Raw genomic sequence first — 24,744 nt, forward strand, 5'->3', positions numbered from 1 at the left:
GGGTGATCACCGTCAGTGCTCCGCGGCGGGCCGGGGCCGGCGGTTCGAGCACCCGCCGGCCCGGTGGCTCACCGCGTCACGTCACCTGAGCCCGCGAGGACCGGGAGGGGGATCTCGAAATGCACCGTCTGGTGGCGGTCGGGGTCGCCGTCCCTGGCGTCACACACCTCGACCGCGACCGAGCGCCAGAACGCCTCGGCGCCGGGCGTGCGGGTGTCGGTGTGCAGGTAGATCTGTTCGTAGCCGGGGGTTTCCGCGACGAACCGGACCGCGGCGTCGACCAGTGCCCTGGCCAGCCCCCTGCGCCTGTGGTCGGGCCGGACGTACACGCGGAACAGCTGTGCGGTCCGGTCACCGGAGTAGCGCTCGGCGAGCCACGCCGGGTGGGGCGGGCTGGCGGGACCCTGCGCCCGCACGGCCGTGGTGCCGACGACCTCGTCGCCGTCGACGGCGACGAACAGCGCGTGCCTGGGAGTGTCCAGGTACGTGGCGGCCAGGTCGATCACGTCGCCGTGCCACTGGGGGCGGTAGCCGTGGCCGAACTCGTGGTAGAAGGTGTCCAGCATGACGCTGCGGGCTCCCGGCAGGTCGGCGTGCGTCGCCAACCGGACCTCGTGGCGTCCCGCTGCCTGGTGGTGCGTGTTCACTTCATCCTTTCCTTCGCGCCGTCCAAGGTCGTCTCGACCGGACCGTGCAGGACGACGCGTCCCTCGTGGAGTACGACTACCCGGTCGGCCAGCCGCGCCACGACGTCGAGGTCGTGGCTGATCAGCACGAGCGCGCACGGCACGCTCGCGAGCAGGTCGAGCAACCCGGCGCGGGTCACCGCGTCCAGGCCCGAGGTGATCTCGTCGCACACGAGCACCTCGGGTTCGGCGAGCAGAGCGCGCACGAGCGCCGCTCGTTGGAGCTCACCGCCGGACAGGCCGCGCGGCAGGCGTCGCACCATGTCCTCGTCCAGACCGACACGGGCCAAAGCCGCGAGCGCTGCCGCACGAGCGTCGGCGGGGCGCACGCCCCGCAGCCGCACGGCCGTCCTGGCGACCTGGTCCAGCACGGCGCGGTGCTCGTCGAACGATCCGCGCGCGTCCTGGAACACGTACTGCACCGCGGCGAGGGCGGTGCGCGACCGCCGGCGCAGCGACCGGGCCAGCGGCCGGTCGTGGAGCAGCACCTCGCCGGTGACCTGCTGGTGCAGGCCGGCCAGGCACCGGCCGAGAGTGGTCTTGCCGCTGCCGGAGCGGCCGACGACCGCCACGCGTTCGCCGATCTCCAGGTCCACGTCGTGCAGCACGGTGGCGTTGCGGTACCGGGCGGTCAGGCCGCGGACCCGCAGCCGTGGCGCCCGTTCTGGTACGTCGATGGACATCGGCGGCACGGCGTCGAGCAGCGCGCGCGTGTAGCTCTCGCGAGGATTGGTCAGCAGCTCGTCCGCGGGTCCGGCTTCGACGACGCGTCCTGCGCGCAGCACCACGATCTCGTCGGCGAGCGCCCGCACCACCTCCACGTCGTGCGTCAGCAGCACGAGTGCGACACCCTGCGCGACGACGGCGGCGAGCTCGTCCACGACCTCGGCACGGGTGAGGGCGTCCTGCCCCGTCGTGGGTTCGTCGGCCACGAGCACCGCCGGGGCGCCGACCAGCGCCTGGGCGAGCACGACCCGCTGCTGCTGGCCTCCGGAGAGCTGGTGCGGAAAGCGGCGCAGCAGGTCGGCCGGCACCCGCGCCCGCTGCAGAGCCACCCGCACCAGCTCGTCGGGATCACCGTCGTGCAGTGCCGCGATCTCGCGGAACACCGCACCCAGCCTGCGCACGGGGTTGAGCGCGGACGCCGGCTGCTGGGGCACGAACCCGACGCGCCCGTGCACCTCCAGGCGCCCGCTGACGGTCACTCCGGGAGCGTGTTCGCCGAGCAGGGCGAGACCGGTGGTGGTCTTGCCGCTGCCGGAGGCACCGACCAGCGCGAGGACTCTGCCCGCGGACAGGGCGAAGCTGACGCCGTCGAGCAGCACCTGGGCGCCCGCCTCGGCACGCAGGTCCTCGACGTGCACGACGGGGGTCACGTGCGCACCTGCCGCAGGGCGCGGTCGAACACGAGGTTCACACCGACGGACAGCGCGACGATCAGCAGTGCGGGCACGACCACGGTCAACGGCTGCAGGAACAGCCCGCCCCGGTTGCGGTCCACCATCACGGCCCAGTCCGCGGCGTCGGGCGGGACACCGACACCGAGGAAGCTGGCGGACGCGACCAGGTAGAGCGCGGCGGTGAGCCGGACACCGAGGTCGGCTGCGAGCGTGCGGAGCATCGACCGTCCCGTGTAGACGATCGAGGTCTGCCACCACGACTCGCCCTGCATGCGCATCGCTTCCAACGCGGGCCTTCCGGCGATCTCGAGAGCCGCCGCACGCGAAAGGCGTGCGACGTCGGGGAAGTTGACGAGCGTGACCACGCCGACGAGCACCAGGAGCCCCGGCCCGGAGATGGCGGCCACGAGGATCAGCACCAGCAACGACGGCACCGCCAGCAGCACGTCGAGCGGCCTCATCAGCACCTCGTCCACGAGCCGCAGCCGGGTGGTCGCGGCGACGACGCCGTAGGGCACACCGGCCACGTAGGACAAGGCGGTGGCGAGCAACGCCACCAGCACGACCGTCTGGCCGCCCGCGAGCACCTGGTGCCAGGCGTCGCGGCCCACGAAGTCGGTGCCCAGCAACCCCTGCGGCATGAACGGCGCGCTGCGGGTCTGCTGCTCCGGTACGAACAGCGGGCCCAGCAACGCCAGTGCCAGCGGCACCACGATCAGCAGCCCGCCGATGCCCGCCCGTTTCACGCGACCACCTCCGTACGCGGCGCCAGGCGGAACGCCACCAGGTCCGCCACAAGGTTCACGGCCACCGTGCTCACCGCGAACACCACCGCCAGGCCCTGCACCACGGGCAGGTCGCGGCCGGCCACGGCGTCGACCAGCACGGTCCCCAGGCCGGGGATCACGAACACCGCCTCGACGACGATCACGCCGCCCAGCAACCAGTCCGTGGTGCGCGCGACCTGCTGCACGGCCGGCGCGAGCGCGTTCGGCAGCGCGTGGGCGAACCGGATCCGCGTCTCGCCGAGGCCGAGGCGGCGGGCGTGGCGCACGTAGTCCGACGCGAGCGCGTCCACCATGCCCGCGCGCACCAGGCGGCTGATCGAGCAGATCGGCCTGGCCAGCAGCACCACCAGCGGCAGCACCAGCACGGCGGGCTGCGAGAGCAGGTCCGCGCCGACCGCTGTCGGCGGCAGCCACGCCAGCTGCACGCCGAACACCGCGATCAGCACGACGGCCAGCGCGAACTCGGGAATGGAGTGCAGCGCCACGCTGATCGACGTCAGCGCCCGGTCCAGCAGGCTGCCCTCGCGCAGTGCGGCCAGCACGCCGGCCATGACCGAGATCGGCAGCAGCAGCACCAGGGTCAGCGTCGCCAGCACCGCGGTCGGGCCGATCGCGCCGAACAGGAACTCGGAGACCGGCCGGCCCGACACCAGCGACACACCGAAGTCCAGCCGTGGCAACCCGGCCAGCCACTCCACGAACCGTTCGAGCACCGGGCGGTCGAGTCCCATGGCCGCACGGATCTGGGCGATGCGCGCGGGGTCGGGGTTGTCGCCCGCCAGGGCCACCGCCGCGTCTCCCGGCAGAGCCTGCACCAGGACGAACACGAGGGTGACCACGGCGAGCACCTGCACCAGCCCGAGCGCGGCGCGCCGGGCCGTGTAGGAGGCGAGGTTCACCCGATCCACACCTTGTCGAAGCGGGCCCAGTCGAGCGTGTTGGCGGGTGCGGTGGAGATCCCGCCGACCTTCGGCGTCGTGCCCACGATCCAGTCGGCGAAGCCCCACATCAGGTAGCCGCCCTCGGCGTGCAGCACCCGTTGCATCTCCCGGTACGTCTCGGTGCGCACGGCTTCGTCCGAAGTGGACACCGCCTTCTCGTAGAGCGCGTCGAACTCCGGCCGGGCCCACTTGGTCACGTTGGTGCCGGAGCCGGTGAGCAGGCGTTGCGCGATGTGGGTCTCGATGGGCATGGCACCGGAGCGGAAGCTCGACAGCGAGCCGTTCTTGAGCGTGTCGGCCCAGTAGCTGTCCTTGTTGCCCACCGCGACCTCGATGGTGAGGCCGGAACCCTTGGCCTGGTCGGCGAACACGGTGGCGGCCTCGACCATCCCCGCCGCTGCCGTGGAGGTGTCGAGCTTGATCACCATGCCCTCGGCGCCCGCCTTGCGGATGAGGAACTTCGCCTTGTCCAGGTCGCGCTGCCGCTGGCCGATCTCGTCGGCGTAGTGCTGGTAGCCCTTGCCGAACAGGTCGTTGCCGACCTGGCCGCTGCCCGCGAGCACCGACTCCACCAGCTGCGGGCGGTCGGCGAGCAGGAACAGCGCCTCGCGCAGGTCCCGGTTGTCGAACGGTGCCCGGTCCAGCTTCATCGCGAACGCCTGCACGGCGCTGTTGGGCGAGCGGTGGATCGTCATCCGGTCGCCGGACGCGTGACTGCGCGCCGTGGTCGGGGTCAGGTCGTGCGCGTACTCGACCTGGCCGCCCAGCAAGGCGTTGGTGCGCGCCGACTCCTCGTTGGCGATCACGAACTCCAGCTCGTCCAGCAGCGGCGCGCCCTCCCAGTACTCGGGGTTGCGCTTGAGCAGCACGGACCTGCCCGGCTCGAACGACACGAAGCTGAACGCCCCCGACCCGACGGGTTTGGTGAAGTCCTCGGCGCCCTCGGGCACGATGTACGCGCCGAACGCCGCGAGGGCGTTGGGGAACTCGACGAACGGCCGCTTCAGCGCGAACTCCACGGTGCGGTCGTCCACGGCACGGCTGTTCGGCAGGTCGATCAGCGTGAGGCTCGACTTGGCGCGGAACGCCCGGTTCGGGTCGAGGATGCGCGCGTAGCTGGCGAGCACGTCCTGGGCGCGCACCGGTCTGCCGTCGTGGAACACCGCCTTGCGCAGGGTGATCCGCCAGCGGGTCAGGTCCGCGCTCGGCTCCCACTTCTCCGCCAGGCGCGGCCGCGGCGACACGTCGTCGCCGAGGTCCGCGAGCTTGTCGAACATCGCCTTGGACCGGGCGGCTTCGACGAAGAGGTTGGCGAGGTGCGGATCGAGGACCTCCTTGGCACCGCCACCCGCGAAGGCGGCGCGCAGCCTGCCGCCGGCGCGGGGGGTGGAAGCAGGGGCGGCACCGCTGCCGCACCCGGCGAGGGTGGCGACCGTCAGGCCGGAGGTGAGGCCGAGGAAACCGCGGCGGTTCAGGGACATGCTGGTTCCTTTCGGGGTTGCCCGTCTCGGCGGAGGCGGGCCACGACGTGGAGGCGGTCGCCGGACAGCGCGCCGCTCAGCGGGGCGTCGGCGGACCACGGCTGATCGGTGCGCGGGCCGGGGGAGTCGAACAGGGCCAGGACCTCGAACCCGGCGAGGTCGAGCAGATGACGCAGCTCCTGGGGGAACAGCAGCCGCCAGGCCGACCGCTGCACGAGCGGCTCGGCGCGGCCGGCCCACTCCCACGTCCGGCGGCGGCGCAACAACTGGGCGGCGTGGTCGATCCACAGCTCGGTGTGCGAGGTGTAGTCGGTGCCCCGCCAGGTCACCGAGCGGGTGCGCACGCCGTCGAGCAGTTCGGTGTTGCCGAGGAAGAACGCGCCGTTGCGCATCTCCGCGACGAACAGCCCGCCGGGCTCGAGGTGCGTGCGGCACCGGCTCAGGAAGGCCTCGATGTCGGCGTTGGTGTGGCAGTACAGCATCGCGCTGTCCAGGCAGGTGACGACGTCGAAGCGTCGCCCCAGCCCGAAGTCGCGCATGTCGGCCAGCGTCACGTCGACCGCCGGGTGGTGCGCGCGCACGTGCGCCAGCATGTTCTCCGAGCTGTCGATCCCGGCGACGCGATAACCGTTGCGGGACAACCACCCCGCGTCCCGGCCGGTACCGCACCCGACGTCGAGCAGCTCCCGCCCGCCCCCGAACCGGGTCACCACGTCGTGCACGAACCGTGCCGCGACGTGCTCCGGATCGGGGAACTGGTGCTCGTACAGCTCCGGGTTGTCGGTGAGCAGGTTCATCGGACGACCCCCTGTGGTTGTGCCGGTGTGAGTGCCCCGCGGCGGTGCAGCCAGGCCACGCCCGCGGCGCAGACGAGCCCGACCGCGAGGCACAGCAACGACGCGAGCCTTTGGCCGAACCCGCTGACCCAGCCGATCGCGGTGTTGCCCAGCGCGGCGGCCAGCCCGGAACCGAGGTAGAACACCCCGAAGTGCGTGCCTGCCAAGCTGTCCGGGCCGAACGAGGGAATGAGGTCGTAGACCAGCGGATGCGCGATCATCACCCCGACCGCGAGCGCGAGCGTGGCGACCAGCACCGCCACGAGCCCCGGCCACAACGCCGGCACCGCGAACCCCGCACCCATGACGGCCAGCCCTGCCGCGATCACCGGCCCCCGCGCCCGTTTCGAGAGCAGGCGGGTGATGCGCACCTGCAACAGCAGCGTGGCAACCGTGGAGACGACGAACAGCACGGCCACCACGCCGGCCGACCCGGTGGCTTGCTGGGCCTGGATCGGCAGCAGCAGGTAGAGCTGGTTCTGCAGCACGAACATCCCGCTCAACACACAGGTGAACGCCACGAACCGCCGGTTCGCCAGGCACTCGCGCCAGTCACCCAGCACCGATCCACCTCGGCGAGCGGCCGGCCGCGCGGGCAGCACCACGGCCTGCGCGACGGTCAGCACCGCGAAGATCCCCGCCGCCACCACCGCCGAGACCCGGAAGTCCCACAACAGCAACACACTGCCTAGCACCGGCCCGAACAGCGCACCCGCCTGCGCGTAAACGTTGAACCGCGCGAACGCCTCCGTGCGCGCCGCACCCGCCTCCAACGCGATGTACGCCCGAACCGCCGGGTTGAACAGCGCCCCGGCCAGCCCGCTGAGCACCGAAGCGGCCAGCACCACCGCGAGCGAGTCGCCCATCGCGAACAGCCCGAACCCCACCGCCCGCAGACCGCAGCCCGCGAGGATGGCTGCCCGCGGGCCCAGCCGGTCCGACACCGTGCCGCCCACCAGGAACAGGCCCTGCTGGCTCAGGGTCCGCACGCCGAGCACCACACCGATCACCGCGGCGGACATGCCGAGGGCGCCCAGGTGCGTGGCGAGGTAGGGGATGAGGAGGTAGAAGCCGGTGTTCACGGCGAACTGGTTGACCAGCAGCAGTCGGACCGGCAGGGCGAACCGGTTCACGGCCGCACCACGTCCAGAGGGCGGCGGTTCATCGGCGCACCACTCCGAGCCCGGGCTCGCCGGACAGCCGCAGAACGCCGTCCTCACCCCCGATACCCGCCCAAGGGTCGTGGGCCAGCAACAGATGCCCGTCCAGATCCACCCACCTGGCATGCCCGGCAAGGTGAACCGCCGGAGCGATCCCGAGCGAACTGGCCACCAAGCACCCGAGCATCACGTCCAGCCCGCCATCACGCGCCGCCGAGACGATCTCCAGCGCCGGCCTCAGCCCACCGCACTTGGCGAGCTTGACGTTGACGCCGTCCACCGCGCCCGCCAGCCTGCGCACGTCGTCGACCGTGGCGGCGTCCTCGTCGGCGACCAGCGGCGCCGGGCACCGCTCCCGAACCCATGCCAGCCCGTCCGGATCACCGGGCGGGATCGGCTGTTCCACCGCGGCGAGCACGACATCCGCGGCGGTGATCCGGTCGATCACCCGCACGGCCTCGCCGGGACTCCAGCCACCGTTGGGGTCGAGCACGATCCGGGCGTCCGGCGCGGCGGCACGGACAGCGGCCGCGGTCGCGACGTCCTGATCCGCATCGGTGCCCGCCTTGACCTTGAGCACGGAGAACCCGCGCCCGGCCAGTGCCGCGGCCCTGATCGCCGCGTCGTCCGGTGTGGTGATCCCGATGGTGTAGGCGGTCGGGGTGTCGTGCCAGTCCGGCAGCCCGGTGAGGGCGTGCACCGGAAGACCGCGACGCAGGCCGATCAGGTCGTGCAGCGCCGCGTCCACGGCCGCCCGCACTCCCGCCGGGATCGGGTCCGCGTGCAGCGCGTCGAGCGCGGTCTCCGGTGAGTCCGCGGCGGCGAGAACCGGTCGCAGCCGGTCCAGCAACGACGTGATCGCCTCCACGTCGAGCCGGTAGTAGGTGCTGGTCACCACCTCCCCGTGCCCACGCTGCCCGTCGTGCTCCACGACGACCCGCACGGCATCTCGCCGCGACATCACCGACCTGGAGATCTGCAGTGGCGTGTCCAGTTCGAGGCCGTAGACCTCCCAATCGATCTTCACGCGAACACCGCCGCCGCTTGAGGCGCGACGACCGACCGGCACCGCGTCCAGCCCGTCGCCTCGACGCTGTGCGGGTCACCGATCTCCACCGGCCGGTCGGCCGCACGGCCGAAGAGGCCGCGGGCGTGGCAGAAGTCGTCGTCGAAGATCGTGCCGAGGTACCGGTGCGGGCCGTCGGGGAAGATGGTCGCCACCACCGCGCCGGGTTCGACCCGAGCCGCCCACGCCGCGACGAGTGCGACGGCGCCGGTGCTCCAGCCGCCGGTGACGAAGGCGTCTCTCGCGAGCCTGCGGCACGCCTCCACCACCTCGACCGGGCCGAGCCAGTGCACCTCGTCGAACTCGGCGTAGGCGACGTTGCGCGGGTGGATGCTGCTGCCCAGCCCGCGCATGACCCTGGCTCGCGCGGGCTGACCGAAGATCGTGGAGCCGACGGTGTCCACGCCGACCAGCCGCACTCCCGGCCAGTAACGGCGCAGCTCCCGCACGATGCCCGCGCTGTGCCCGCCGGTGCCCACGCTGCACACGAGCACGTCGACCCGGTCGAGCTGCTCGACCATCTCCTTGGCGAGCCCCACGTACCCCTTGGGGTTGTCGGGGTTGTTGTACTGGTCGGGCCAGTAGGCGCCGGGCAGCTCGCGCAGCACCGCCTGGAGCCGGTCGAGGCGGGCCTGCTGCCAGCCGCCCACCGGGTGCGGCTGGTCCACCACCTCCAGCCGGGCACCGTGCGCGCGCAGCAGTGCGCGCATCGACGGCTCCAGCTCGCTGTCGGCCACCAGCACGACCGGGTGGCCGAAGACCTGACCGGCGAACGCGAGACCCAGACCCAGCGTGCCGCTGGTCGACTCCACGACCACCGCGCCGGGACGGAGGTCGCCGCGTTCCCTGGCGGCACGCAGCATGGACACGGCCGGCCGCGCTTTCATGCCGCCGGCGCTCAGGCACTCCAGCTTGGCCCAGAAACCGTTGTGCGGGTGGGGAAGCGGCGTGTCGATGCGGGCGACCGGGCTCTGGCCGAGGAGCCCGAGCAGGTGCCGGTTCTGGCGCGGGATCAGCACGACGGGCGCTCCGTGTAGTGGTGGATCGTCGTCGGACCGCCGTCGAGCCAGAAGAACGGGTACGGCTCGGCCGAGACGGCCCGCACCCCGTGCCCGATGAACCACGGCAGGACCGCGCCCGCCGTCTGCGCGAACATCACGACCGGCTTGCGCGCGCCGGCGGCGTGGCGGAGCAGCGGCTCGAAGGTGCCGTTGCCGACGGTCATCCCGGAGGCCAGGACGAGGTCGCACTCGTCGAGCGCGCTCCCAGCGTCGGTCGTGATCGGCTCGTCCCACTCCGTCCGGCCGCCCTTGAGGTCGCACGGCACGTAGGTCGCGCCCCGCTCGCGCAGGTGGTGCAGCAGCGAGTTGACCACACCGACGACCAGCACCCGGTCGCCCGGCGCGGGATCCAGCAGGTCCACCACGGCCTCCGCGCGAGCCATGGACTTGGCCAGGGAGCTGCCGGGGCCGATGGTGATGGATTTGGTGGCGGACAGGTGATGCGGGCGGACGTGCGCCAGGTACGCGTCCAGCGCGGCGGTGCGGATGGCCGGGTTCGGGTGGTCGAGCAGGTCGAGCACCGTCGCGCCGACACAGCCGTGCACCTCGTCGTCGGCGATGTCCTCCACCGCGCAGGAGCCGACCACCTCCTCCACGCGCAGACTGACCACGGTGTTGCGGTAGGACTGCCCTCGCGTGGCGTGCCGGGCGCCCTGCCTGGTGACGAACCCGACGCTCACGGAGCACAGCGCGGGGGAGGGTCCCAGCGCCGCGCCGCGGACGAGTTCGACGAGGTCGGTGAGGGTCACTCGGACTCCTCGGCGTAGTCGACGGACAGACCGCCGACGAGCCGCTCGGCCCGCGCACGCGCGCCAAGACCGGCGGGATCCGTCACCACGACGTGGCCGAGGTAGCTGTTGTTGCTGGTCGGATCGCCCGCACGATGGCCGGCCCCCTTGACCTTCCACTCCACCACGTCCGGCGCGGTGCCGAGCGTCTCGGTGCCGTGGACAGCGGCCACCAGGCCGGAGCGCGGGGGCAGCAGGAAGCAGATCGCGGCGCTGCGCACACCGGTGTCCGCCGGCCGCAGTTCCGGTCGTTCGCCCACGGCCAGCTGCGCGTACGCCGACGGCAGGTCGATGCCGGTGACGCGACGCACCAGCTCGGTGATCTGGTTGCCTGCCGGGCGGGGGTTGACCTCGACGAGCTTCGGGCCGTCCGGGGTCAGCTTCACCTCCGTGTGCGCGACGCCGTGGTCCAGGCCCAGCGCCTCGATCGCGGCGACGGCGACCGCGGCGGCCTCGTCGGTGGGCAGGTCTGCGGGGAACATGTGCCCGCTCTCGACGAACCAAGGGTCGCCCGCGATGCTCTTGTCGGTCACGCCGACGACGTGCGTCGCACCGTCCGTCGTGACGGTCTCGACGCTCACCTCCGGCCCGGTGAGCAGCTCCTCCAGCAGCACGGTCCGGACCCTGGGCTGGTTGCGCGCGTTGACCGGGAACGCCTCCAGCGCGGCGAACGCCTCACGTAGTTCCGACTCGCCGGCCACCTTGCGCACGTGCATCCCGGCGCACAGGTCGACCGGCTTGACCACCAGCGGGTAACCCAGTTCCGCGGCGGCCTTGGCGAGCGCGGGCCAGTCGTCGGCGAGGGCGAAGCGGGGACCGGGCACACCAGCGTCGCGCAGCGCCGTGCGGGTGAGGTCCTTGCGGCAGGCCCGTTCGACGGCGTGCGGGTCGGGACCGGGCAGGCCGAGGTGGGCGGCGACCCTCGCGACCGTCGGGAGGTAGTAGTCGCAGGAGGAGATCACGCCGTCGAAGCGCAGCACCGCGTGCAGCCGCTCGACGTGGTCGAGCAGGGTGGCCACGTCGTTGGTGTCCGCGGTGAGCACGTTGTCGGCGGCCAGCAGCGGATGGGGATGGGCAGGGGCGGCGCGCAGGTAGTGGTGCAGGTCGCGGGTCAGAAAGGTGAAGCGGTGCCCTGACTCGTTGATCGCCCTGGGCAGCAGCGAGCTCATCGCACCGACCCAGCTCTCGATCATCAACAGGTGGGCCACATGTCCTCCTCCTCGGCCGCTCAGCGCGGCGGAATGTGAGGAACATGGTAATCATTGTCGGTAGAGGTGCGACAGCGCCTCTCGGGTCGAGTTCGGCGAGGCGCTGTCGCATGCCGGGCTCGGGCCGGTGACCCGGTGTGAACGCAGCCCTCGACCCGCAAAGTCCACGGTAGACCATGCGGCTAATCTTGTAGTGGCGTAAGGAAAAACCAAGAAACCTGCACCTTAGTCGAGGTGTGTAGACCATTACGCGTGAGCCGAGGGTGAACCTGAAGGCCGCCACCCCGGACGTGTCCGCCGGCGAGTCACTGGGGCGCCTCGACGCGCTGCGCACCTGGGCGGAGTCCCCGCTGTTCGACGCGCGGGAGAAGGCGGCTCTCGCGCTGGCCGAGGCGATCACCCTCGTGCACGACGGCCGGGTACCCGACGAGGTGTACCGGGCCGGCGCCACCGAATACGACGCGGCAGGCGCAGCCGTTCGACCCGCTCCCGCCACCGCGCGAAGTGCCCGTCGCTGCCAGGGGTGGCGTCGCAGCCGGTCCACCCGGTCACCAGGCGGATGCCGTGCAGCGCGTTGAGCAGCCACACCTCCCTGCCGGTCAGCTCCTCGGCACGACGACGACGCGCCGTCCGGACCCCCTGGCCGTGGCCCTGCCCCGCACCAGCGCCAGTTCCGCGCGGGAACCACGCGCCCGTGCGGGGCAGGGCGGAGATCGCCTCGCGCCAGAACCTGTCCAGCTCCTCCGGCGCGACGAGACCCGTTTCAGGCACGATCGGGTGAACCTGAGTGCATCACGCGCTCCAGGCTCGGTGTGCCGCCGGGTTCGTCGGCGACGTCGACGACCACGTGGAACCCTTCCGCGGCATGGCCTTCCAGCGAGGCGCCCGTCCGCTTGCGCACGGTCGACCTGGCGCCGTCGGCTCCGACGACGTGGCTTCCCGGCCAGGTCGCGCCATCGGCGGTGACCACGGTGACGCGGCCGGAGTGCGCGACGACCTCGGTGACGGTGGAATGAGTCCAGGAGGCGAGTCCGTGCTGGAAAGAATGTGTGCCGATTGATCGCCCGTTGTGTTGGTGGATGAGCTTGTAGTACATGTCGTGGATCCGGACGAATGGCGGCTCGCGTGTTCCCGACGAGTTCGCGCTGACCCGGCGCTACACCTCGTTGTGCGATCCGCGGCTCAACAACGGACAAGCCGCGCTCGTGGCCGAGAGCCTGCTCTGTCCGGCGCCTCAGCTGTCCCGGTGCACAACGGCTACCGGGCACGGAGCGCGGTAGAGCACGCCGTGGCTGACCGACCCGAGCAGTGCCCGCCGCACAGCGCCGCGGCCGTGGCTGCCGACGACCAGGAGCGCCGCGTCGTCGGCGACGTCGAGCAGCGCCTGTGCCGGGCTGTGGAAGGACACGCGCCGCTCCACGCGGACGTCCGGATGGTTCTTCTGATGCCCGGCCAGGCATCGGGCGATCACCGCTTCGGACTCCGCGCGCAGCTGGTTCCGGTTGTGGTCCCAGCGCCGCACCGGAGCGAGCGCCTCGATCGGCATGTCCGCCCACGCGTGCACGGCGAGCAGTTCGCGATCACGGCGCCGCGCGAACTCGAAGGCGAAGTCGATCGCGGCCGCGCTGGTTTCGGACCCGTCGATGCCCATCACGACACGGCCGTCGGCCGCTTTCGCCTCTCGGACAACGACAACCGGGCGTTCGTGGTTGCCGGCGAGGTCGGCGGCGGTGGAGCCGAGCAGTGCGCGGGACAGGCCGGACGAACCGACGACCAGCATGTCGGCGTCACGGCCGATCTCTCTCATCACGTCCGAGGGATGGCCGTGATCGAGGCGAGTGGTGATGCCGAGGCCTGGAGCCGATCGACCGCACTCGGCGGCGAGATCGGTCAGTTCGTTCTCGGCGTGTGAACGCGCCGCCTGCTCGCTCGCGGCCTCGGGCAACGGTGTCGACATCGGGGTGAAGACGAACTGCGGCAGCGGTCCCGCACCACGTGCACGAGCAGCAGTTCACACTCACGGCTCGACGCTTCGTCGGCGGCCCACAGAGCGGCGCTGCGTGCGGCCAGCGCCCCGTCGACGCCCACTACGACCGTGCGCTTTCCGGACTCGGTTCGGGGCATCTCCTGTCACCTCCACCGTGCCGCCTCGGCTACCCGGACCGTCCTCCTGGGAAAGTCCGGTCACAGCGTCGGTGTGATGGGGCGGATCGTGCCGTCCGAGTTGAAGTGCAGGCGGTCGATCGTGGTCTCCCGGTTGATGCCGTTGCCGCCGGGCACCGCGAACCGGTGATAGGCCACGTACCACGTGTCGGTACCGGGTTCCCGGACGACCGAGTGGTGGCCGGTGCCGAGAATGCCCTGGTCCGTGCGCTTCTGCAGCACGACACCGCGTTTGGTCCACGGGCCGAACGGCGAGTTCCCGGTGGCGTAGGCGACCTGGTAGTCCTCGCTGCGCGTGTCGTTCTCCGACCACATCAAGTAGTAGGTGCCGTTGCGCTTCAACACGAACGGTGCCTCGTTGTAGCCGGACGGTTTGGACGAGCGCACCTGGGCCGGGTCGAACGAGATCATGTCGCTGTTCAGCCGCACCGCGTGCACGGAACCCTGTCCCCAGTACAAATAGGACTGACCGTCGTCATCGGTGAACACCATCGAGTCGATGGCCTGCCCGGAGAACTGGCCGCCGCGCACCAACGGCCGCCCGAGCGCGTCCCGGAACGGGCCGGTCGGCGAGTCGGCCACCGCGACGCCCAGCTGTTTGGCGGTGTCCCCGCTCGCCGTCCCGCCGCTGAAGTAGAAGTAGTACTTGCCGTTGCGCTCGGCGATGGACGGCGCCCAGGCCGAGTTGTCCGCCCAGGACACTCCCGGGCCGAGGTCGAGGATCACGCCGTGGTCGGTCCAGTTCACCAGGTCGGTGGAGGAGAACGCCTTGAACTGGGTACCGCTCCACGACGCGAAGCCGTCGGTGGTGGGGTAGAGGTAGTAGCGCCCGCCGAAGTTGACGATGTGCGGGTCGGCGTACAGCCCGGGAAGCACCGGGCCCTTGTTCGTCTTCGGTGCCCACGGTGCGGTGATGCGGAACGAGCTGTCGGCGCGGAAGCCGGCGGTGTCCTGGTACGGGTCGAGCCACAACTGGTGGTCGCGGTGCCGGATCCGGTGATCCGGATAGTTGTACGCGGCCAACGAGATCGACCCCGCGACCGAGCCGTCCACCGCGCAGAAGGTGGCGTCCTGACGGAACGCCGGTGTGCCGGCGTTGACGTCCAGTCGCAGCCGGAAGCCGTAGTGCCGCAGGAACATTCCACCGACCTGGAAGGAGTGGCACGACGGTGAGGCGAGCCCGGGCAGGACGGTGAAGGTGGCGTCCCGTTTCGCCGCCGCGGTGCTGCCGGAGGTCACCGGGTCGATCCTGCCCGCAGCGGTGACGAACCGGCCGGGGAAGTTGACGGACTCGAGCGAGCGGGCGCCGGTCGCGATCGTGGCGGCGTGGGCGCTGGGCACCACGATCACAGCGCCGAGGGTCAGTCCGACGAGAGCAGCGACAAGCCGGTTCATCACGCGTCGTCCTTGTTCGTCAGGTCAGTTCGTGACTCGGAAGGTGGCGTCGCCGCGCCCGGTCGCGTCGGTGATGGGATCGAGCCTGAGCAGGTAGTTCTGGTGCCGGATGTACCGATCGGGGAAGTTGTAGGACTGGAAGGACGTCCACGACGAGTCGGCGAGGCCGGCCACGCGGCGGAACGTGGCGTCCGCGCGGAAGACGGTGGACCCGTCATCGGGTGCCAGCACGAAGTCGTAACCGTAGTGCCGCAGGAAGTGGCCGGGGTAGTTCACGGACTCGAACGACACGTAGCCGGAGTTGTTCGCCAGCCCCGGAACGAGCCTGAACTGGGCGTCCTGCGCCGGGCTCACGTTGGCGTCGATGCGGACGTCCATGTTCACGTGCCGCACGTACCGGTCCTGGACGTTGTAGGACTGGATCCTGTTGACAGGCACCGAGTTTCCCCACCGTGCGAGGACGCGGTTCTCCTCGGCGGCCGTGATGTTGAGGATCGACCCGTGCCGCTTGCGGCTCGTGCCCGTGCTGTAGTCCGACCGCGTGCGGAAGTTGCCGGTGCTGCCGAGGTTCGCCGACGTGATCGGCATGTACCCGCGGCCGGTGGCGAACTGGTCGAGCCACAGGTTCCACTCGTTGCGGCCGTTGAACTGCGCCCACATCGGGCCTTCGACGACGTTGCCGCCACCCGTGCCGTTGGAGATGCCCATGTGCGACAGGTTCCCGATGTTGGTCCACGAGCCGAGGATCGAGTTGGCGCCCTCGATCGTGATGTGGCCGTCCGCCGAGGCCCGGTAGTAGCGGTAACCGCCGACGCTGCCGGGCACCTCGACGATCTGCGTGTCGATGATCCCCTGGCGGCCCGAGCGTTCGATGAACACCTGCGGCGTGGTCACACTGCGGAAGTCCCGCGTGCGGGAGTAGTAGATGCGGTGCTTGTAGGCCCCGTTCACCATGGTGTTCGTCGCCCAGTAGAGGACGTAGTCGCCGGTCGCCGGGTTGTAGATCGCTTCGGGAGCCCAGGCGTTGCCCGCACCGGAGATCGCGCCCGCGACGTTGACCAGCCACGGCGCCGACCAGTTCACCAGGTCCCGCGACTCCCACACCACCAGCGACTTGCTTCCTCGCTCGGCGGCGTCGCTCCACGACGTCCCGCTGGCGATCCGCAGGTCCGTCGCGATGATCCAGTACCGGTCACCGGCGGGGGAGCGCACGATCGCGGGATCCCTGACACCACGAGTGCCCACAGTGGACACCAGCACCGGCGACCCGTTGTTCAGGTCGTTCCAGCGCAGACCGTCCTTGCTGTGCGCCAGGTAGATCTGTTCACCGGTGGCCGACTCCCCGGTGAAGTGGGCCATCAGATAGCCCGTGAACGGGTCGGCGGCGGCCGCAGGCATCGGCAGCCAGACGGAGAGCAGCGAGACGATGACGGCGAACACTGCGGTCGCCTTCGAGACAGCTCTGGACATCTGCGGCTTCTCCTCGTTGACAAGCACGGCAGGGATGTTAGCGCTAACACCGTGGGTCCATCTTGACGACCGCCCGTGGTGGAGTCAACGACTGCGAACGGTATTTGCGTGCAGAAGCGGTGTTAGCGCCAACAATTCGAGCCGATCGGCGTCGAACGCCGTCGAATTCAGAACGCGCCCGGTCGCACTGTCCTCATGGCGTCGTCGAGGAATCCGGCCAGTGGCTCGGTGCCGTCGACGCGCAGCCAGGCCGCGTTCGCGACCACCAGGCAGGCGAGTGCGGCCGCGGTGAGCGCAGTGGGGCCCAGGTCGCCGCCGGCGGGTTGCTGCATGCGCCGGGCGACGAGGGGCGCCAGCAGTTCCTGCCAGTTCGTCTGCTCTTCCAGGACGCGCGCCCGCAGCGCCGGGGCCTGGCTCGTGATCCGCAGCAGGACCAGGCCGTGCCGGGGGTCTCGTTCAGTCGGTCCCACGATCACGTCGAACGCTCGGCGCAGTGCCGTCCACGCGTCCTCCTCCGCCGGCCTGTTCGCGAGCACGTCGGCCAGCATCGCGCCGACCGCCTCGAACTTCACCAGGACTACGTCCTCTTTGGAGCTGAAATAGCGGAAGAAGCTGCGCTGGGACATGCCGACCGCGGCGGCGATCTCGTCCACCGTCGTGGCGTCGTACCCCTGCTCGACGAAGAGGCCCCAGGCGACGGCCATCAGCTGGGTGCGGACCGCCTGGCGGGTCCGTTCGCGAAGTCCCGGCTTCTCGGTGGTCACGGCATCACTGTAGCGCCTGTCGAAATTGACAGGTACTGACGACTTGTCAGTCGCTGTCATGTTTGACGTACGCTGTCGACAACGCGCCTACGAACCGAGGAGACAGATGCGCACTCGCAGTGCCACGTCGAGGAAGGTCGCAGCCGTCGTGCTGGCCGCGGTGACGGTGAGCGGCATGGCCGGAACCGCGCCGGCGGCGGCATCGAGTCCGCCGACGGCCCACACCTGGCAGACGGGAAACCTCGGCCTGCACAAGGCCATCGTCGTGAAGGTGCTCAAGCGGCTCTTCGAGGACGGCGACCTCTCGGTGGTGGACCGGTACATCCGCTCGGAATACATCCAGCACAACCCGCTGGCCCCGAACGGCACGGCGGCCCTCAAAGCCTTCGCCGGCCCGCTGGTCACCCAGTTCCCCGACCTGAAGTACGACGTCAAGCGCGTGATCACCGAGGGCGACCTGGTCCTGGTGCACTCCAACGTGGTCCTCACGCCAGGCACCAGGGGTACGGCGGTGGTCGACATCTTCCGCTTCGACCGCGACGGCATGATCGCCGAGCACTGGGACGTGGTCCAGGAGGTGCCCGAGACGTCGGTCAGCGGCAACGACATGTTCTCCACGGTGAGCGCACCGCGGACGAACCAGCCGGGGCCGCGGCGGTGGACCGCGTCGAGCAAGGCGGTCGTGACCGGCTACTTCGACCAGCTCCTGGTCCGCAAGGACACCGACGCGGTCGGGTACCTGGCGCCGGAGTACCACCAGCACAACCCCGCCATCCCGAGCGGCTCCGCCGGGCTGCGGGAGATGTTCGCCGCGTTCTTCAGCCAGTTCCCTCAGATGATCGTGGAACGCAAGCGCGTGGTCGCGGAAGGCGACCTCATCGCCGTCCACTCGCACTACCGGATGAGCCCGACCGATCGCGGTCAGGCCGTCGTGGACATCTTCCGGGTGCGTCCCGACGGGAAGATCGTCGAGCATTGGGACGTGGTCCAGGACGTGCCGGAGACCTCCGCGAACGACAACACGATGTTCTGACCCGCGAGCTCAGGTCGCCGCCCTGGCGAGGTGGTCGCGCAGATAGCGGCCGGTGACGCTGTCCGGCACACCGGCGATCCGGCCAGGGCTCCCGGTGGCGATGATGCGGCCGCCCGCCGCGCCGTCACCGGGGCCCAGGTCGATCACGTGGTCGGCGTTGGCGATCAGGTCGAGGTCGTGCTCGATGACCACGACGGTGGCGCCGTTGCCGGTGAGGCGCTGGAGAACGCCGAGCAGGGCGCCAGCGACGACTTCCCCGAGCCGGACACGCCCACGACCGCGACCAACTGTCGCAAGGGGACGGACACGTCGACGTCCCGGAGGTTGTGCACGCGCGCGCCGCGCACCTCGATCGCGACCGGGTCGGGGCGCTTGTTCATGGCGTTCAAAAGGTTCCTCGAGGTGTGCGGTGGTGGCCGCCCCCAGAGTCGCATCAGGCCGCGCCGGTTACCTCAACGTAACCGACGGGTGTGTCTTCAGCTGACGGTGCACGAGTGACCGTTGAGGGTGAAGGACTTCGGAGCCGGGTTGTCCGACATCTGCATCGCGGTGAACACGAACGAGCGCGTGGCGCCGGTGGGAATCGCCGCGAACTCCGGGAGGTTGATGGCGCTCACGTCCGAACCGGACTGACTGATCTTCGCGTGCCGCACCTGCGCCACGACCTGCCCGCTGGTGAACCTCCACCGCAGGGTCCAGCCCGTGACCGCGACGTTCCCGGTGTTGGTGATCACGACCTCGGCGCGGAAGCCGTTCGTCGCCTGGTGGGTGACGCGGTAGCTGACGTCGCATCCGTGCCGGGGAGCAGGAGTGCCGGGCGGGGGTGTGGTGGCCGGTGGTGGTGCGGGTGTCGTCGCCTGGCCGCGGCAGGGCGGACCCCAGAGGCCCAGCCCGGCCTTCGCTGCCGCTGCCTCCGCATCGGCGAACGCGGCGTCGTTCGGCGAGTCGGTGCGCAGGATGCCTTGGCGCACAGCCAACAGCGCGTACTCGGTACCGTCCTGGAGCCGCAGGGGAGACACGCCGCCCGGCACCCGCTCGATCCGCACGGGCTTGTCCAGCAGGAGCCCTTTGGCGAAGGTGGTGGCGGCGGTGGCCCAGCACTCCTCTGGCGCGGCGAGTCCCTCGATCTGGATCCGGGTCGTGTCCGACAGCAGAACGGTGCGTCCGTCGGCGACTCCTCGCACGGTCAGGGTGTCCGTGAGGGTGGGTAGGGCGACGGGTGGCTCCGCGGCCGGTTCGGTGCTGCGGACCGGAGGGGCCGGTTCGCTGACGCAAGCCGCGGTGAGGAGTGCCGCGGTGAGCACCACGGCCTTCCATCGCCTGCCATTCATCGTTCCCCCGTGCGGCTGGCACGCAATACGCGGATGCGAGCAGTGCTCGGGAAAGTAGACGCAACTTCATTGGTGGTCAATGCACATGGGCGGTCGTTCGACGCTCCACGAGTCGAATTGAGTCGAATCGCCAGATCACGGCAGGCAGGCGCGATTCGACGCTGGTTCAGCGACGAGCGGAGTCGTAGGCCTCCCGCGCCGCGAGCACCTGTGCGGCGTGTTCCGCCGCCCAGATGCCCAGTGTCTGCAGCGGCGGGTGCAGCGTGCGCCCCAGCTCGGTCAGCTCGTACTCGACCCGGGGTGGCATCTCGGCGTACTCGTGCCGCGCGACGAGTCCGTGGCGTTCCAGATGCCGCAGCGTCTCGGTGAGCACCTTCGCGCTGATGCCCTCGACCGTGGCGCGCAGGTCGCGGAACCGCAGGCCGTCACTGCGGCCGAGCGCGATCATCACCATCGTCGACCACTTGTTGTCCATGCGCGCCAACGAAGTGCGCGTCGACCGGATCGCCGCCGAAGCGGTCCACTCGGATTTTGCGACAAGAGGCCAAATCCACTCACGGCTACCTCGAGCTGGCTGAACCGGGCACAGCTCAGGGGCAGGTGCGAACCCGCAAGCTCGGGCTGGGCGTACCGGACAGCCGGTGGATCAACGTGGGCGTGGTCAGCGCGGAGGGACCGGGCGCCGGCGCGGTGGCGGCAACGGCTGGGTCATCCTGTCCGGCCATGACGCCGACGGTGCCGCGGGTATCAACGGCCCGATGAACCGTTGGTACGGCGGGATGGTGCACGAGCTCGGGCACGCGTTCGGCCTCCCCGACTCGACGTACACCGACGGCACGCCAATGTCCGCGTCGTTCTACAACTATCCGAACACCCACTTCAACGAGCAGCAGAAGGCCGCTGTCCGCAACGGCCGGTACGGCGGCTTTCTGTCCCGACCAGACGGTCCGGCGTGCCGAAGTCCTTGGCCAGCATGCCGAACAGGAGGTCGTCCGTCCACTCACCCTTGATCCAGGTGTGCTCGACCCGATGGCCCTCCCGGCGAAAACCCAGCCGTGCCAGCAGTTTCGCCGAACGCTCGTTGCGGGCGTCGCACTCGGCCGACACGCGGTGCAGCCCGCGGTCGAGGAACAGGTGCTGCAACATGCGCTGCAGGGCTTCGGTGGCGTAGCCGCGGCCCTGATGCGCCGGGGCGATCGTGTAGCCGATGTCGGCCTGCATGAGGTTCTCGTGCGTGTTGACGCCGATGTCACCGATCAGGGTTCCGTCGAGGTCGACCGCGTACTGGAACCAGCCCGGCTCGGCGGGATCGGTCAACTCCGCGATCAGCCGCGCCGCCGTCTCGACCGGGAACGGCGTGCTCCAGCCCTGGTAGCGCGCCACGTCCGGATCCGACCGGTAGCCCGCCAACGTCTGCGCGTCCTCGGCGGCGAACGGCCGGATCGAGAGACGGGCGCTGGTGAGAATCACGCCGACAGGCTACCGAGGATCGCCCGGCCGGTCGCTGACCAGCCGGGCGATCAACCGCGTTGCCGAGCTACGAGGCGAGCGGGACGTCCCCGCCGACGCCCCACTGGGTCGTGCTGATGCCGCGCACGTACCAGTTGCCTTCCCACGGGCGCCACACGGCGAGGTCGGTCACGCCGTCGCCGTTGTAGTCGCCGGGAACCGGGATGTCCCCGCCGACGCCCCACTGGGTCGTGCTGATGCCGCGCACGTACCAGTTGCCTTCCGACGGCCGCCACACCGCGAGATCCGCGACGGCGTCACCGTTGTAGTCACCCACAACAGGAACGTCACCGCCAACGCCCCACTGCGTGGTGCTGATCCCGCGCACGTACCAGTTGCCTTCGGAAGGCCGCCAGACCGCGAGATCCGTGCTGCCGTCACCGTTGTAGTCGGCCGCGACAGGGATGTCACCGCCGACGCCCCACTGGGTCGTGCTGATCCCGCGCACGTACCAGTTGCCCTCGGACGGCCTCCACACGGCGAAGTCCGTGACGCCGTCGCCGTTGTAGTCGCCGGGAACCGGGATGTCCCCGCCGACGCCCCACTGGACCGTGCCGATGCCGCGCACGTACCAGTTGCCTTCAGAAGGCCTCCACACCGCGAAATCGGTCACGCCGTCACCGTTGTAGTCACCGGGAACGGGGATGTCGGCACCGACTCCCCACTGCGTGGTGCTGATTCCGCGTACGTACCAGTTGCCCTCCCACGGCCGCCAGACCGTCAGATCCGTTGTGCCGTCACCGTTGTAGTCGCCTTCCGGACCCCACTGGGTGAACAGCGAGTACAGCAGCCGGTTCGGTGAACCCGCGCCGGGACCGCCGACCACGCCGGCCGTCGCGGTGCGGAGGACGGCGTCGTGCACTCGCTGGGCAGGGGCCGCGGGATGCCGCTGGAGGTACAGCGCCGCCACGCCGGCCACGTGCGGAGTGGCCATCGAGGTGCCGCTGATCGAGTTGGTCGCCGTGTCGCTCGTGTTCCACGACGACGTGATGCCGACGCCCGGTGCGAACAGGTCGGTGCAGCCACCGAAGTTCGAGAACGACGCCCTGGCGTCGTTGGTGCCCGTGGCGTTCACCGTCAGGGCTTGCGCAACCCTGGCAGGCGAGGTCTGGCAGGCGTCGGTGTTGGAGTTGCCCGACGCCACGGCGTAGGTGATGCCCGACGCGATCGAGTTGCGGACCGCGGTGTCCAGCGGGTCGAACGCGCCACCGCCCAGGCTCATGTTCGCCACCGCCGGCCTGACCGCGTTGGCGGTCACCCAGTCCACTCCGCTGATCACGCCGGCGAAGCTGCCGCTGCCGCCGCAGTTCAGCACCTTCACGGCGACGAGGCGCACCGCCTTCGCCACGCCGTACTCCTGGCCGCCGATCGTGCCCGCCACGTGCGTGCCGTGGCCGTTGCAGTCGGTGTTGTTGCCGTCTCCCGTGGTGTTGGTGCCCCAGCTCGCGCGTCCGCCGAACGTCGTGTGGGACACGCGGATACCCGTGTCGATCACGTAGGCGTGCACGCCCGGCGCGGTCGGCCCGTAGTGGTAACGCTGGTCCAGCGGCAGGTTCCGCTGGTCGATCCGGTCGAGACCCCACGACGGCGGGTTCACCTGAACGCCGTCCACCTTGACCACGGCGTCCTGGTACACCGCCGCCACACGCGGATCACGCGCCAGCGCCTTGGCGTTGGCGGCGTTGGCGTTGACCGCGAAACCCTGCAGCGCGTGCTGCCAGCTCGCCGTCACCTTCCCGTTGTACTGCCTGGCCAGCGAGCCCGCGCTCGCCGCCGCCACGCCGTCGCGGAGCACGACCACGTACTGATCCGCGATCGCTTTCCCCGCCGGTGCGGCGATGACGACCCCTTCTGCCGCCGAGGCCGTCGCCACGACGGTCGTCAGCCCTGTCGCGGCCACCACGATCCCTGCAAGCGCGCGTCGTACGACGCGTCTGCCCGAGGTTTTCACAAACGCCCCTCTCATCCGAGACAAGCCTTGTGCAGGCGCACGGTGCGCCCGTCAGGAAGTCGTCGCAGAAGGCGTTTCATAACTGGAAAAAGTGGGTATCGGCCCAAATGACTCCGTCGGGACCACCCGGCTACGCGAGGTGCTCGCCACGTCCCGGCGCAGACAGCAGCGACGGATCTGGTCCTTTCGCGGCACGGCGTGCATTGCGATGATGTCCTCAATAACTTCAGTGTTGACCAAAATCAATCGTTGCGGAAACGGTCGAGCAATACCGCCTTGATCGCCGGCCGGGACCCGAACACGAGCAGGAACCCGGCCTCGCGCAGAAGCCGCTGTCCGTGCTCCTGGGCCAGCACCGCCCGGCTTCCGTCGTGCACGACGAGCGCGGCCGCCATCCGCAACGCCAGCTCCGCCGCGGCCGCTCGCGCGAGGGGAACGGCGTCATGAGCGGCGCTGTGCAGGTGCTCCCGGACGGCGTCGAGCTCGGTGTGGCCGAAGCCGGCCAGCCGGATCGCCCGGTTTGCCACTCCAAGTGCGAGCGAGCCGGTGAACCGCACCGACTCCGGGTCGCCCGCCAGGTGCTCTGCTCGGGGCATCGTGGACGTGACACGGTCATGCGGTACGAACAGCCGCTCGGCTTTCATCGTCACCGTCCGGCTGGCCTGCACCGCGACCATCTCCACCGGCGTCGTGGTGACGCCCGCGCTCTCGACGGCGTCGACCAGTGCCCACACGAGGACGTCGTTGTCGTCGCGAGCCGCGATGTGCAGCAGGTCGACCATGCCCCACCCGGTCACCCACGGCGCCGTGCCGTCGAAGATCCAGCCACCGTCGACCGGCGTGGCACGCAGCAGCGGCGGTCCCGGCCGGACTGCGGCACCGGCGGCGAGTCCGGCGCGAACCCGGCCCGCGGTGAGATCGGCCAGGTACTTCGACCGGAGAGCCTCGTTGCCGGACTTCGCAACCGCCATCACCGCACCGTGGTGCTGCACCCACACGAACGCCGTGGTGAGACATCCTCCGGCGAGGATCTCCACGATCCGTTGCACCGCGGCGTGGTCCGGTACGTCCAAAGTGGTCTCAGGAGACACCAGGCCGTAGAAACCCCGCTCTGCCAGCAGGTCGAGGTGGCCACGTGGAACCCGGTCGGCGGTGTCGACGGAGGGTGCGGCGGGGAACAGGACCTCGTCGGCGATCCGCCGGGCGGCGGCCAGTGCCTCACTCACGGTCGAGCGCCTTGCGGGCGCGGGCGGGCGCCTTGAGCCGCCACGCCTGCTCGACCAGCTCGGCCAGCTGGCCGGTGTCGACCTTCGCCAGGTCGACCAGGATCGCCCCGTACCCGTCGTAGTGCGCTGTGGTGTAGAAGGCGGGGTCGCCGGACGCGAGCAGCGCCGCCTTCTCGTCCAGGTCGCAGATGAGCACGAGCCCGCCCTCGGCCTCCTCCCGCAGCCGCGCGAACCCCTTGCCCGCCACCTTCAGCGAAGGCGTCCGGAACCACGTCGACTGCTCGACTTCCGGCAGCCGCGACGCCATCGTCACCACGTCATCCCACGTAGCCATGGACGTCATCGTGGCAGTGGTCCGCATCACCCGCCTTGGACGAATGGAAACTCGGATGTGCCAGGTCCGGTACCCGTCGACGAGCACCGGGCCCTGCCGAGCCCGGGGCATGGGAAACTGGTGATCGCACGACGTGGCGTCGTGGCTGTGCCC

General features: G+C 70.4%; 28 protein-coding genes. 1 reads left to right on the forward strand and 27 read right to left on the reverse strand.

Going from position 1 to position 24,744, the window contains the following annotated elements; all coding sequences use genetic code 11:
• Nucleotides 1–68: 68 nt before the first annotated feature.
• From C8D87_RS17290 to C8D87_RS17380, 18 genes are all read right to left on the reverse strand, one after another.
• Nucleotides 69–647 (reverse strand): GNAT family N-acetyltransferase, encoded by a 579-nt coding sequence (locus tag C8D87_RS17290; RefSeq protein WP_233442143.1) that lies wholly within the window; start codon nt 645–647, stop codon nt 69–71.
• The gene (locus C8D87_RS17295) at nt 644–2,062 is read right to left on the reverse strand and encodes an ABC transporter ATP-binding protein (RefSeq protein WP_170166460.1); all 1,419 of its coding nucleotides are present in this window, start codon (nt 2,060–2,062) and stop codon (nt 644–646) included. Before C8D87_RS17295 ends, C8D87_RS17290 begins: the two co-directional genes overlap by 4 nt.
• Entirely contained in the window at nt 2,059–2,832 is a 774-nt protein-coding gene (locus C8D87_RS17300; protein WP_109641483.1) for an ABC transporter permease, read from the reverse strand. Before C8D87_RS17300 ends, C8D87_RS17295 begins: the two co-directional genes overlap by 4 nt.
• Complete coding sequence (locus tag C8D87_RS17305) at nt 2,829–3,773, reverse strand: ABC transporter permease (RefSeq protein ID WP_112227429.1); 945 nt, start codon at nt 3,771–3,773, stop codon at nt 2,829–2,831. Before C8D87_RS17305 ends, C8D87_RS17300 begins: the two co-directional genes overlap by 4 nt.
• Nucleotides 3,770–5,296 carry an ABC transporter substrate-binding protein gene (locus C8D87_RS17310; RefSeq protein WP_112227430.1) on the reverse strand — a complete coding sequence of 509 codons (1,527 nt, stop codon included), beginning with the start codon at nt 5,294–5,296 and terminating at the stop codon, nt 3,770–3,772. The genes C8D87_RS17305 and C8D87_RS17310 overlap by 4 nt, the downstream gene beginning before the upstream one ends.
• Nucleotides 5,287–6,093, reverse strand: a complete 807-nt coding sequence (locus tag C8D87_RS17315; RefSeq protein WP_112227431.1) for a class I SAM-dependent methyltransferase — start codon at nt 6,091–6,093, stop codon at nt 5,287–5,289. The genes C8D87_RS17310 and C8D87_RS17315 overlap by 10 nt, the downstream gene beginning before the upstream one ends.
• The gene (locus tag C8D87_RS17320; protein ID WP_170166431.1) at nt 6,090–7,265 is read right to left on the reverse strand and encodes an MFS transporter; all 1,176 of its coding nucleotides are present in this window, start codon (nt 7,263–7,265) and stop codon (nt 6,090–6,092) included. Before C8D87_RS17320 ends, C8D87_RS17315 begins: the two co-directional genes overlap by 4 nt.
• 28 nt (nt 7,266–7,293) lie before the next feature.
• On the reverse strand, nt 7,294–8,319 hold the full coding sequence (locus C8D87_RS17325; RefSeq protein ID WP_233442144.1) for a dipeptide epimerase: 1,026 nt from the start codon (nt 8,317–8,319) through the stop codon (nt 7,294–7,296).
• Nucleotides 8,316–9,377: a PLP-dependent cysteine synthase family protein gene (locus tag C8D87_RS17330; protein WP_112227433.1), complete on the reverse strand. Its 1,062-nt coding sequence runs from the start codon at nt 9,375–9,377 to the stop codon at nt 8,316–8,318. Before C8D87_RS17330 ends, C8D87_RS17325 begins: the two co-directional genes overlap by 4 nt.
• Nucleotides 9,371–10,168 carry a Rossmann-like domain-containing protein gene (locus C8D87_RS17335; protein WP_112227434.1) on the reverse strand — a complete coding sequence of 266 codons (798 nt, stop codon included), beginning with the start codon at nt 10,166–10,168 and terminating at the stop codon, nt 9,371–9,373. The genes C8D87_RS17330 and C8D87_RS17335 overlap by 7 nt, the downstream gene beginning before the upstream one ends.
• Nucleotides 10,165–11,415 (reverse strand): ATP-grasp domain-containing protein, encoded by a 1,251-nt coding sequence (locus C8D87_RS17340; RefSeq protein WP_112227435.1) that lies wholly within the window; start codon nt 11,413–11,415, stop codon nt 10,165–10,167. Before C8D87_RS17340 ends, C8D87_RS17335 begins: the two co-directional genes overlap by 4 nt.
• A gap of 396 nt (nt 11,416–11,811) precedes the next feature.
• Complete coding sequence (locus tag C8D87_RS46905) at nt 11,812–12,186, reverse strand: hypothetical protein (protein WP_215732346.1); 375 nt, start codon at nt 12,184–12,186, stop codon at nt 11,812–11,814.
• Nucleotides 12,179–12,511 carry an FAD-dependent oxidoreductase gene (locus tag C8D87_RS17350; protein ID WP_112227436.1) on the reverse strand — a complete coding sequence of 111 codons (333 nt, stop codon included), beginning with the start codon at nt 12,509–12,511 and terminating at the stop codon, nt 12,179–12,181. The genes C8D87_RS46905 and C8D87_RS17350 overlap by 8 nt, the downstream gene beginning before the upstream one ends.
• Before the next feature lie 138 nt (nt 12,512–12,649).
• A complete protein-coding gene (locus tag C8D87_RS48580) occupies nt 12,650–13,372 on the reverse strand; it encodes a universal stress protein (RefSeq protein ID WP_112227438.1) in 723 nt (240 codons plus the stop codon).
• Nucleotides 13,306–13,539: a universal stress protein gene (locus tag C8D87_RS49160; protein ID WP_112227439.1), complete on the reverse strand. Its 234-nt coding sequence runs from the start codon at nt 13,537–13,539 to the stop codon at nt 13,306–13,308. Before C8D87_RS49160 ends, C8D87_RS48580 begins: the two co-directional genes overlap by 67 nt.
• 60 nt (nt 13,540–13,599) lie before the next feature.
• Nucleotides 13,600–14,973 (reverse strand): family 43 glycosylhydrolase, encoded by a 1,374-nt coding sequence (locus tag C8D87_RS17370; protein WP_233442145.1) that lies wholly within the window; start codon nt 14,971–14,973, stop codon nt 13,600–13,602.
• A 24-nt stretch (nt 14,974–14,997) separates the two neighbouring features.
• Nucleotides 14,998–16,470, reverse strand: coding sequence for a glycoside hydrolase family 43 protein (locus tag C8D87_RS17375; protein WP_215732347.1), 1,473 nt, complete (start codon nt 16,468–16,470; stop codon nt 14,998–15,000).
• Nucleotides 16,471–16,610: 140 nt separating this feature from the next.
• On the reverse strand, nt 16,611–17,207 hold the full coding sequence (locus tag C8D87_RS17380) for a TetR/AcrR family transcriptional regulator (protein ID WP_215732348.1): 597 nt from the start codon (nt 17,205–17,207) through the stop codon (nt 16,611–16,613).
• A 106-nt stretch (nt 17,208–17,313) separates the two neighbouring features.
• On the opposite strand from C8D87_RS17380, the gene C8D87_RS17385 reads away from it, so the two are divergent.
• Nucleotides 17,314–18,240, forward strand: coding sequence for a nuclear transport factor 2 family protein (locus C8D87_RS17385; RefSeq protein ID WP_112227440.1), 927 nt, complete (start codon nt 17,314–17,316; stop codon nt 18,238–18,240).
• Nucleotides 18,241–18,249: 9 nt separating this feature from the next.
• Here the strand turns inward: C8D87_RS17385 and C8D87_RS17390 are convergent, their stop codons facing one another.
• The 9 genes from C8D87_RS17390 to C8D87_RS17430 form a co-directional block, all read right to left on the reverse strand.
• Entirely contained in the window at nt 18,250–18,432 is a 183-nt protein-coding gene (locus C8D87_RS17390; RefSeq protein ID WP_215732349.1) for a hypothetical protein, read from the reverse strand.
• Nucleotides 18,405–18,620: a hypothetical protein gene (locus C8D87_RS17395; protein WP_112227441.1), complete on the reverse strand. Its 216-nt coding sequence runs from the start codon at nt 18,618–18,620 to the stop codon at nt 18,405–18,407. The genes C8D87_RS17390 and C8D87_RS17395 overlap by 28 nt, the downstream gene beginning before the upstream one ends.
• Nucleotides 18,621–18,716: 96 nt before the next feature.
• A complete protein-coding gene (locus C8D87_RS17400) occupies nt 18,717–19,571 on the reverse strand; it encodes a cellulose binding domain-containing protein (protein WP_146771733.1) in 855 nt (284 codons plus the stop codon).
• 166 nt (nt 19,572–19,737) lie between these two features.
• Nucleotides 19,738–20,046 carry a winged helix-turn-helix transcriptional regulator gene (locus C8D87_RS17405; RefSeq protein WP_112227443.1) on the reverse strand — a complete coding sequence of 103 codons (309 nt, stop codon included), beginning with the start codon at nt 20,044–20,046 and terminating at the stop codon, nt 19,738–19,740.
• Nucleotides 20,047–20,161: 115 nt separating this feature from the next.
• Entirely contained in the window at nt 20,162–20,296 is a 135-nt protein-coding gene (locus C8D87_RS48585) for a hypothetical protein (protein ID WP_267899866.1), read from the reverse strand.
• 154 nt (nt 20,297–20,450) lie between these two features.
• Nucleotides 20,451–21,041: a GNAT family N-acetyltransferase gene (locus tag C8D87_RS17415; RefSeq protein ID WP_112227444.1), complete on the reverse strand. Its 591-nt coding sequence runs from the start codon at nt 21,039–21,041 to the stop codon at nt 20,451–20,453.
• A gap of 67 nt (nt 21,042–21,108) precedes the next feature.
• A complete protein-coding gene (locus C8D87_RS47705) occupies nt 21,109–22,980 on the reverse strand; it encodes a S8 family serine peptidase (protein ID WP_233442146.1) in 1,872 nt (623 codons plus the stop codon).
• Nucleotides 22,981–23,273: 293 nt separating this feature from the next.
• Nucleotides 23,274–24,257 carry an acyl-CoA dehydrogenase family protein gene (locus C8D87_RS17425; RefSeq protein ID WP_112227446.1) on the reverse strand — a complete coding sequence of 328 codons (984 nt, stop codon included), beginning with the start codon at nt 24,255–24,257 and terminating at the stop codon, nt 23,274–23,276.
• Nucleotides 24,250–24,591, reverse strand: a complete 342-nt coding sequence (locus tag C8D87_RS17430) for an MmcQ/YjbR family DNA-binding protein (RefSeq protein WP_112227447.1) — start codon at nt 24,589–24,591, stop codon at nt 24,250–24,252. Before C8D87_RS17430 ends, C8D87_RS17425 begins: the two co-directional genes overlap by 8 nt.
• Nucleotides 24,592–24,744 lie beyond the last annotated feature (153 nt).

Origin of the sequence: Lentzea atacamensis (assembly GCF_003269295.1) — a bacterium.
In the GTDB taxonomy this organism is placed as follows: Bacteria; Actinomycetota; Actinomycetes; order Mycobacteriales; family Pseudonocardiaceae; genus Lentzea; species Lentzea atacamensis.

What these genes read in the sequence shown, in the direction of transcription:
- C8D87_RS17430 (WP_112227447.1), bottom strand. Translation starts at nt 24,591, where the DNA reads ATGGCTACGTGGGATGACGTGGTGACGATGGCGTCGCGGCTGCCGGAA.
- C8D87_RS17400 (WP_146771733.1), bottom strand. Translation starts at nt 19,571, where the DNA reads ATGAATGGCAGGCGATGGAAGGCCGTGGTGCTCACCGCGGCACTCCTC.
- C8D87_RS48585 (WP_267899866.1), bottom strand. Translation starts at nt 20,296, where the DNA reads ATGGCCGGACAGGATGACCCAGCCGTTGCCGCCACCGCGCCGGCGCCC.
- C8D87_RS17310 (WP_112227430.1), bottom strand. Translation starts at nt 5,296, where the DNA reads ATGTCCCTGAACCGCCGCGGTTTCCTCGGCCTCACCTCCGGCCTGACG.
- C8D87_RS17350 (WP_112227436.1), bottom strand. Translation starts at nt 12,511, where the DNA reads ATGTACTACAAGCTCATCCACCAACACAACGGGCGATCAATCGGCACA.
- C8D87_RS17405 (WP_112227443.1), bottom strand. Translation starts at nt 20,046, where the DNA reads ATGGACAACAAGTGGTCGACGATGGTGATGATCGCGCTCGGCCGCAGT.
- C8D87_RS17395 (WP_112227441.1), bottom strand. Translation starts at nt 18,620, where the DNA reads ATGAACAAGCGCCCCGACCCGGTCGCGATCGAGGTGCGCGGCGCGCGC.
- C8D87_RS49160 (WP_112227439.1), bottom strand. Translation starts at nt 13,539, where the DNA reads ATGCCCCGAACCGAGTCCGGAAAGCGCACGGTCGTAGTGGGCGTCGAC.
- C8D87_RS17315 (WP_112227431.1), bottom strand. Translation starts at nt 6,093, where the DNA reads ATGAACCTGCTCACCGACAACCCGGAGCTGTACGAGCACCAGTTCCCC.
- C8D87_RS48580 (WP_112227438.1), bottom strand. Translation starts at nt 13,372, where the DNA reads ATGTCGACACCGTTGCCCGAGGCCGCGAGCGAGCAGGCGGCGCGTTCA.
- C8D87_RS17370 (WP_233442145.1), bottom strand. Translation starts at nt 14,973, where the DNA reads ATGAACCGGCTTGTCGCTGCTCTCGTCGGACTGACCCTCGGCGCTGTG.
- C8D87_RS17385 (WP_112227440.1), top strand. Translation starts at nt 17,314, where the DNA reads ATGCGCACTCGCAGTGCCACGTCGAGGAAGGTCGCAGCCGTCGTGCTG.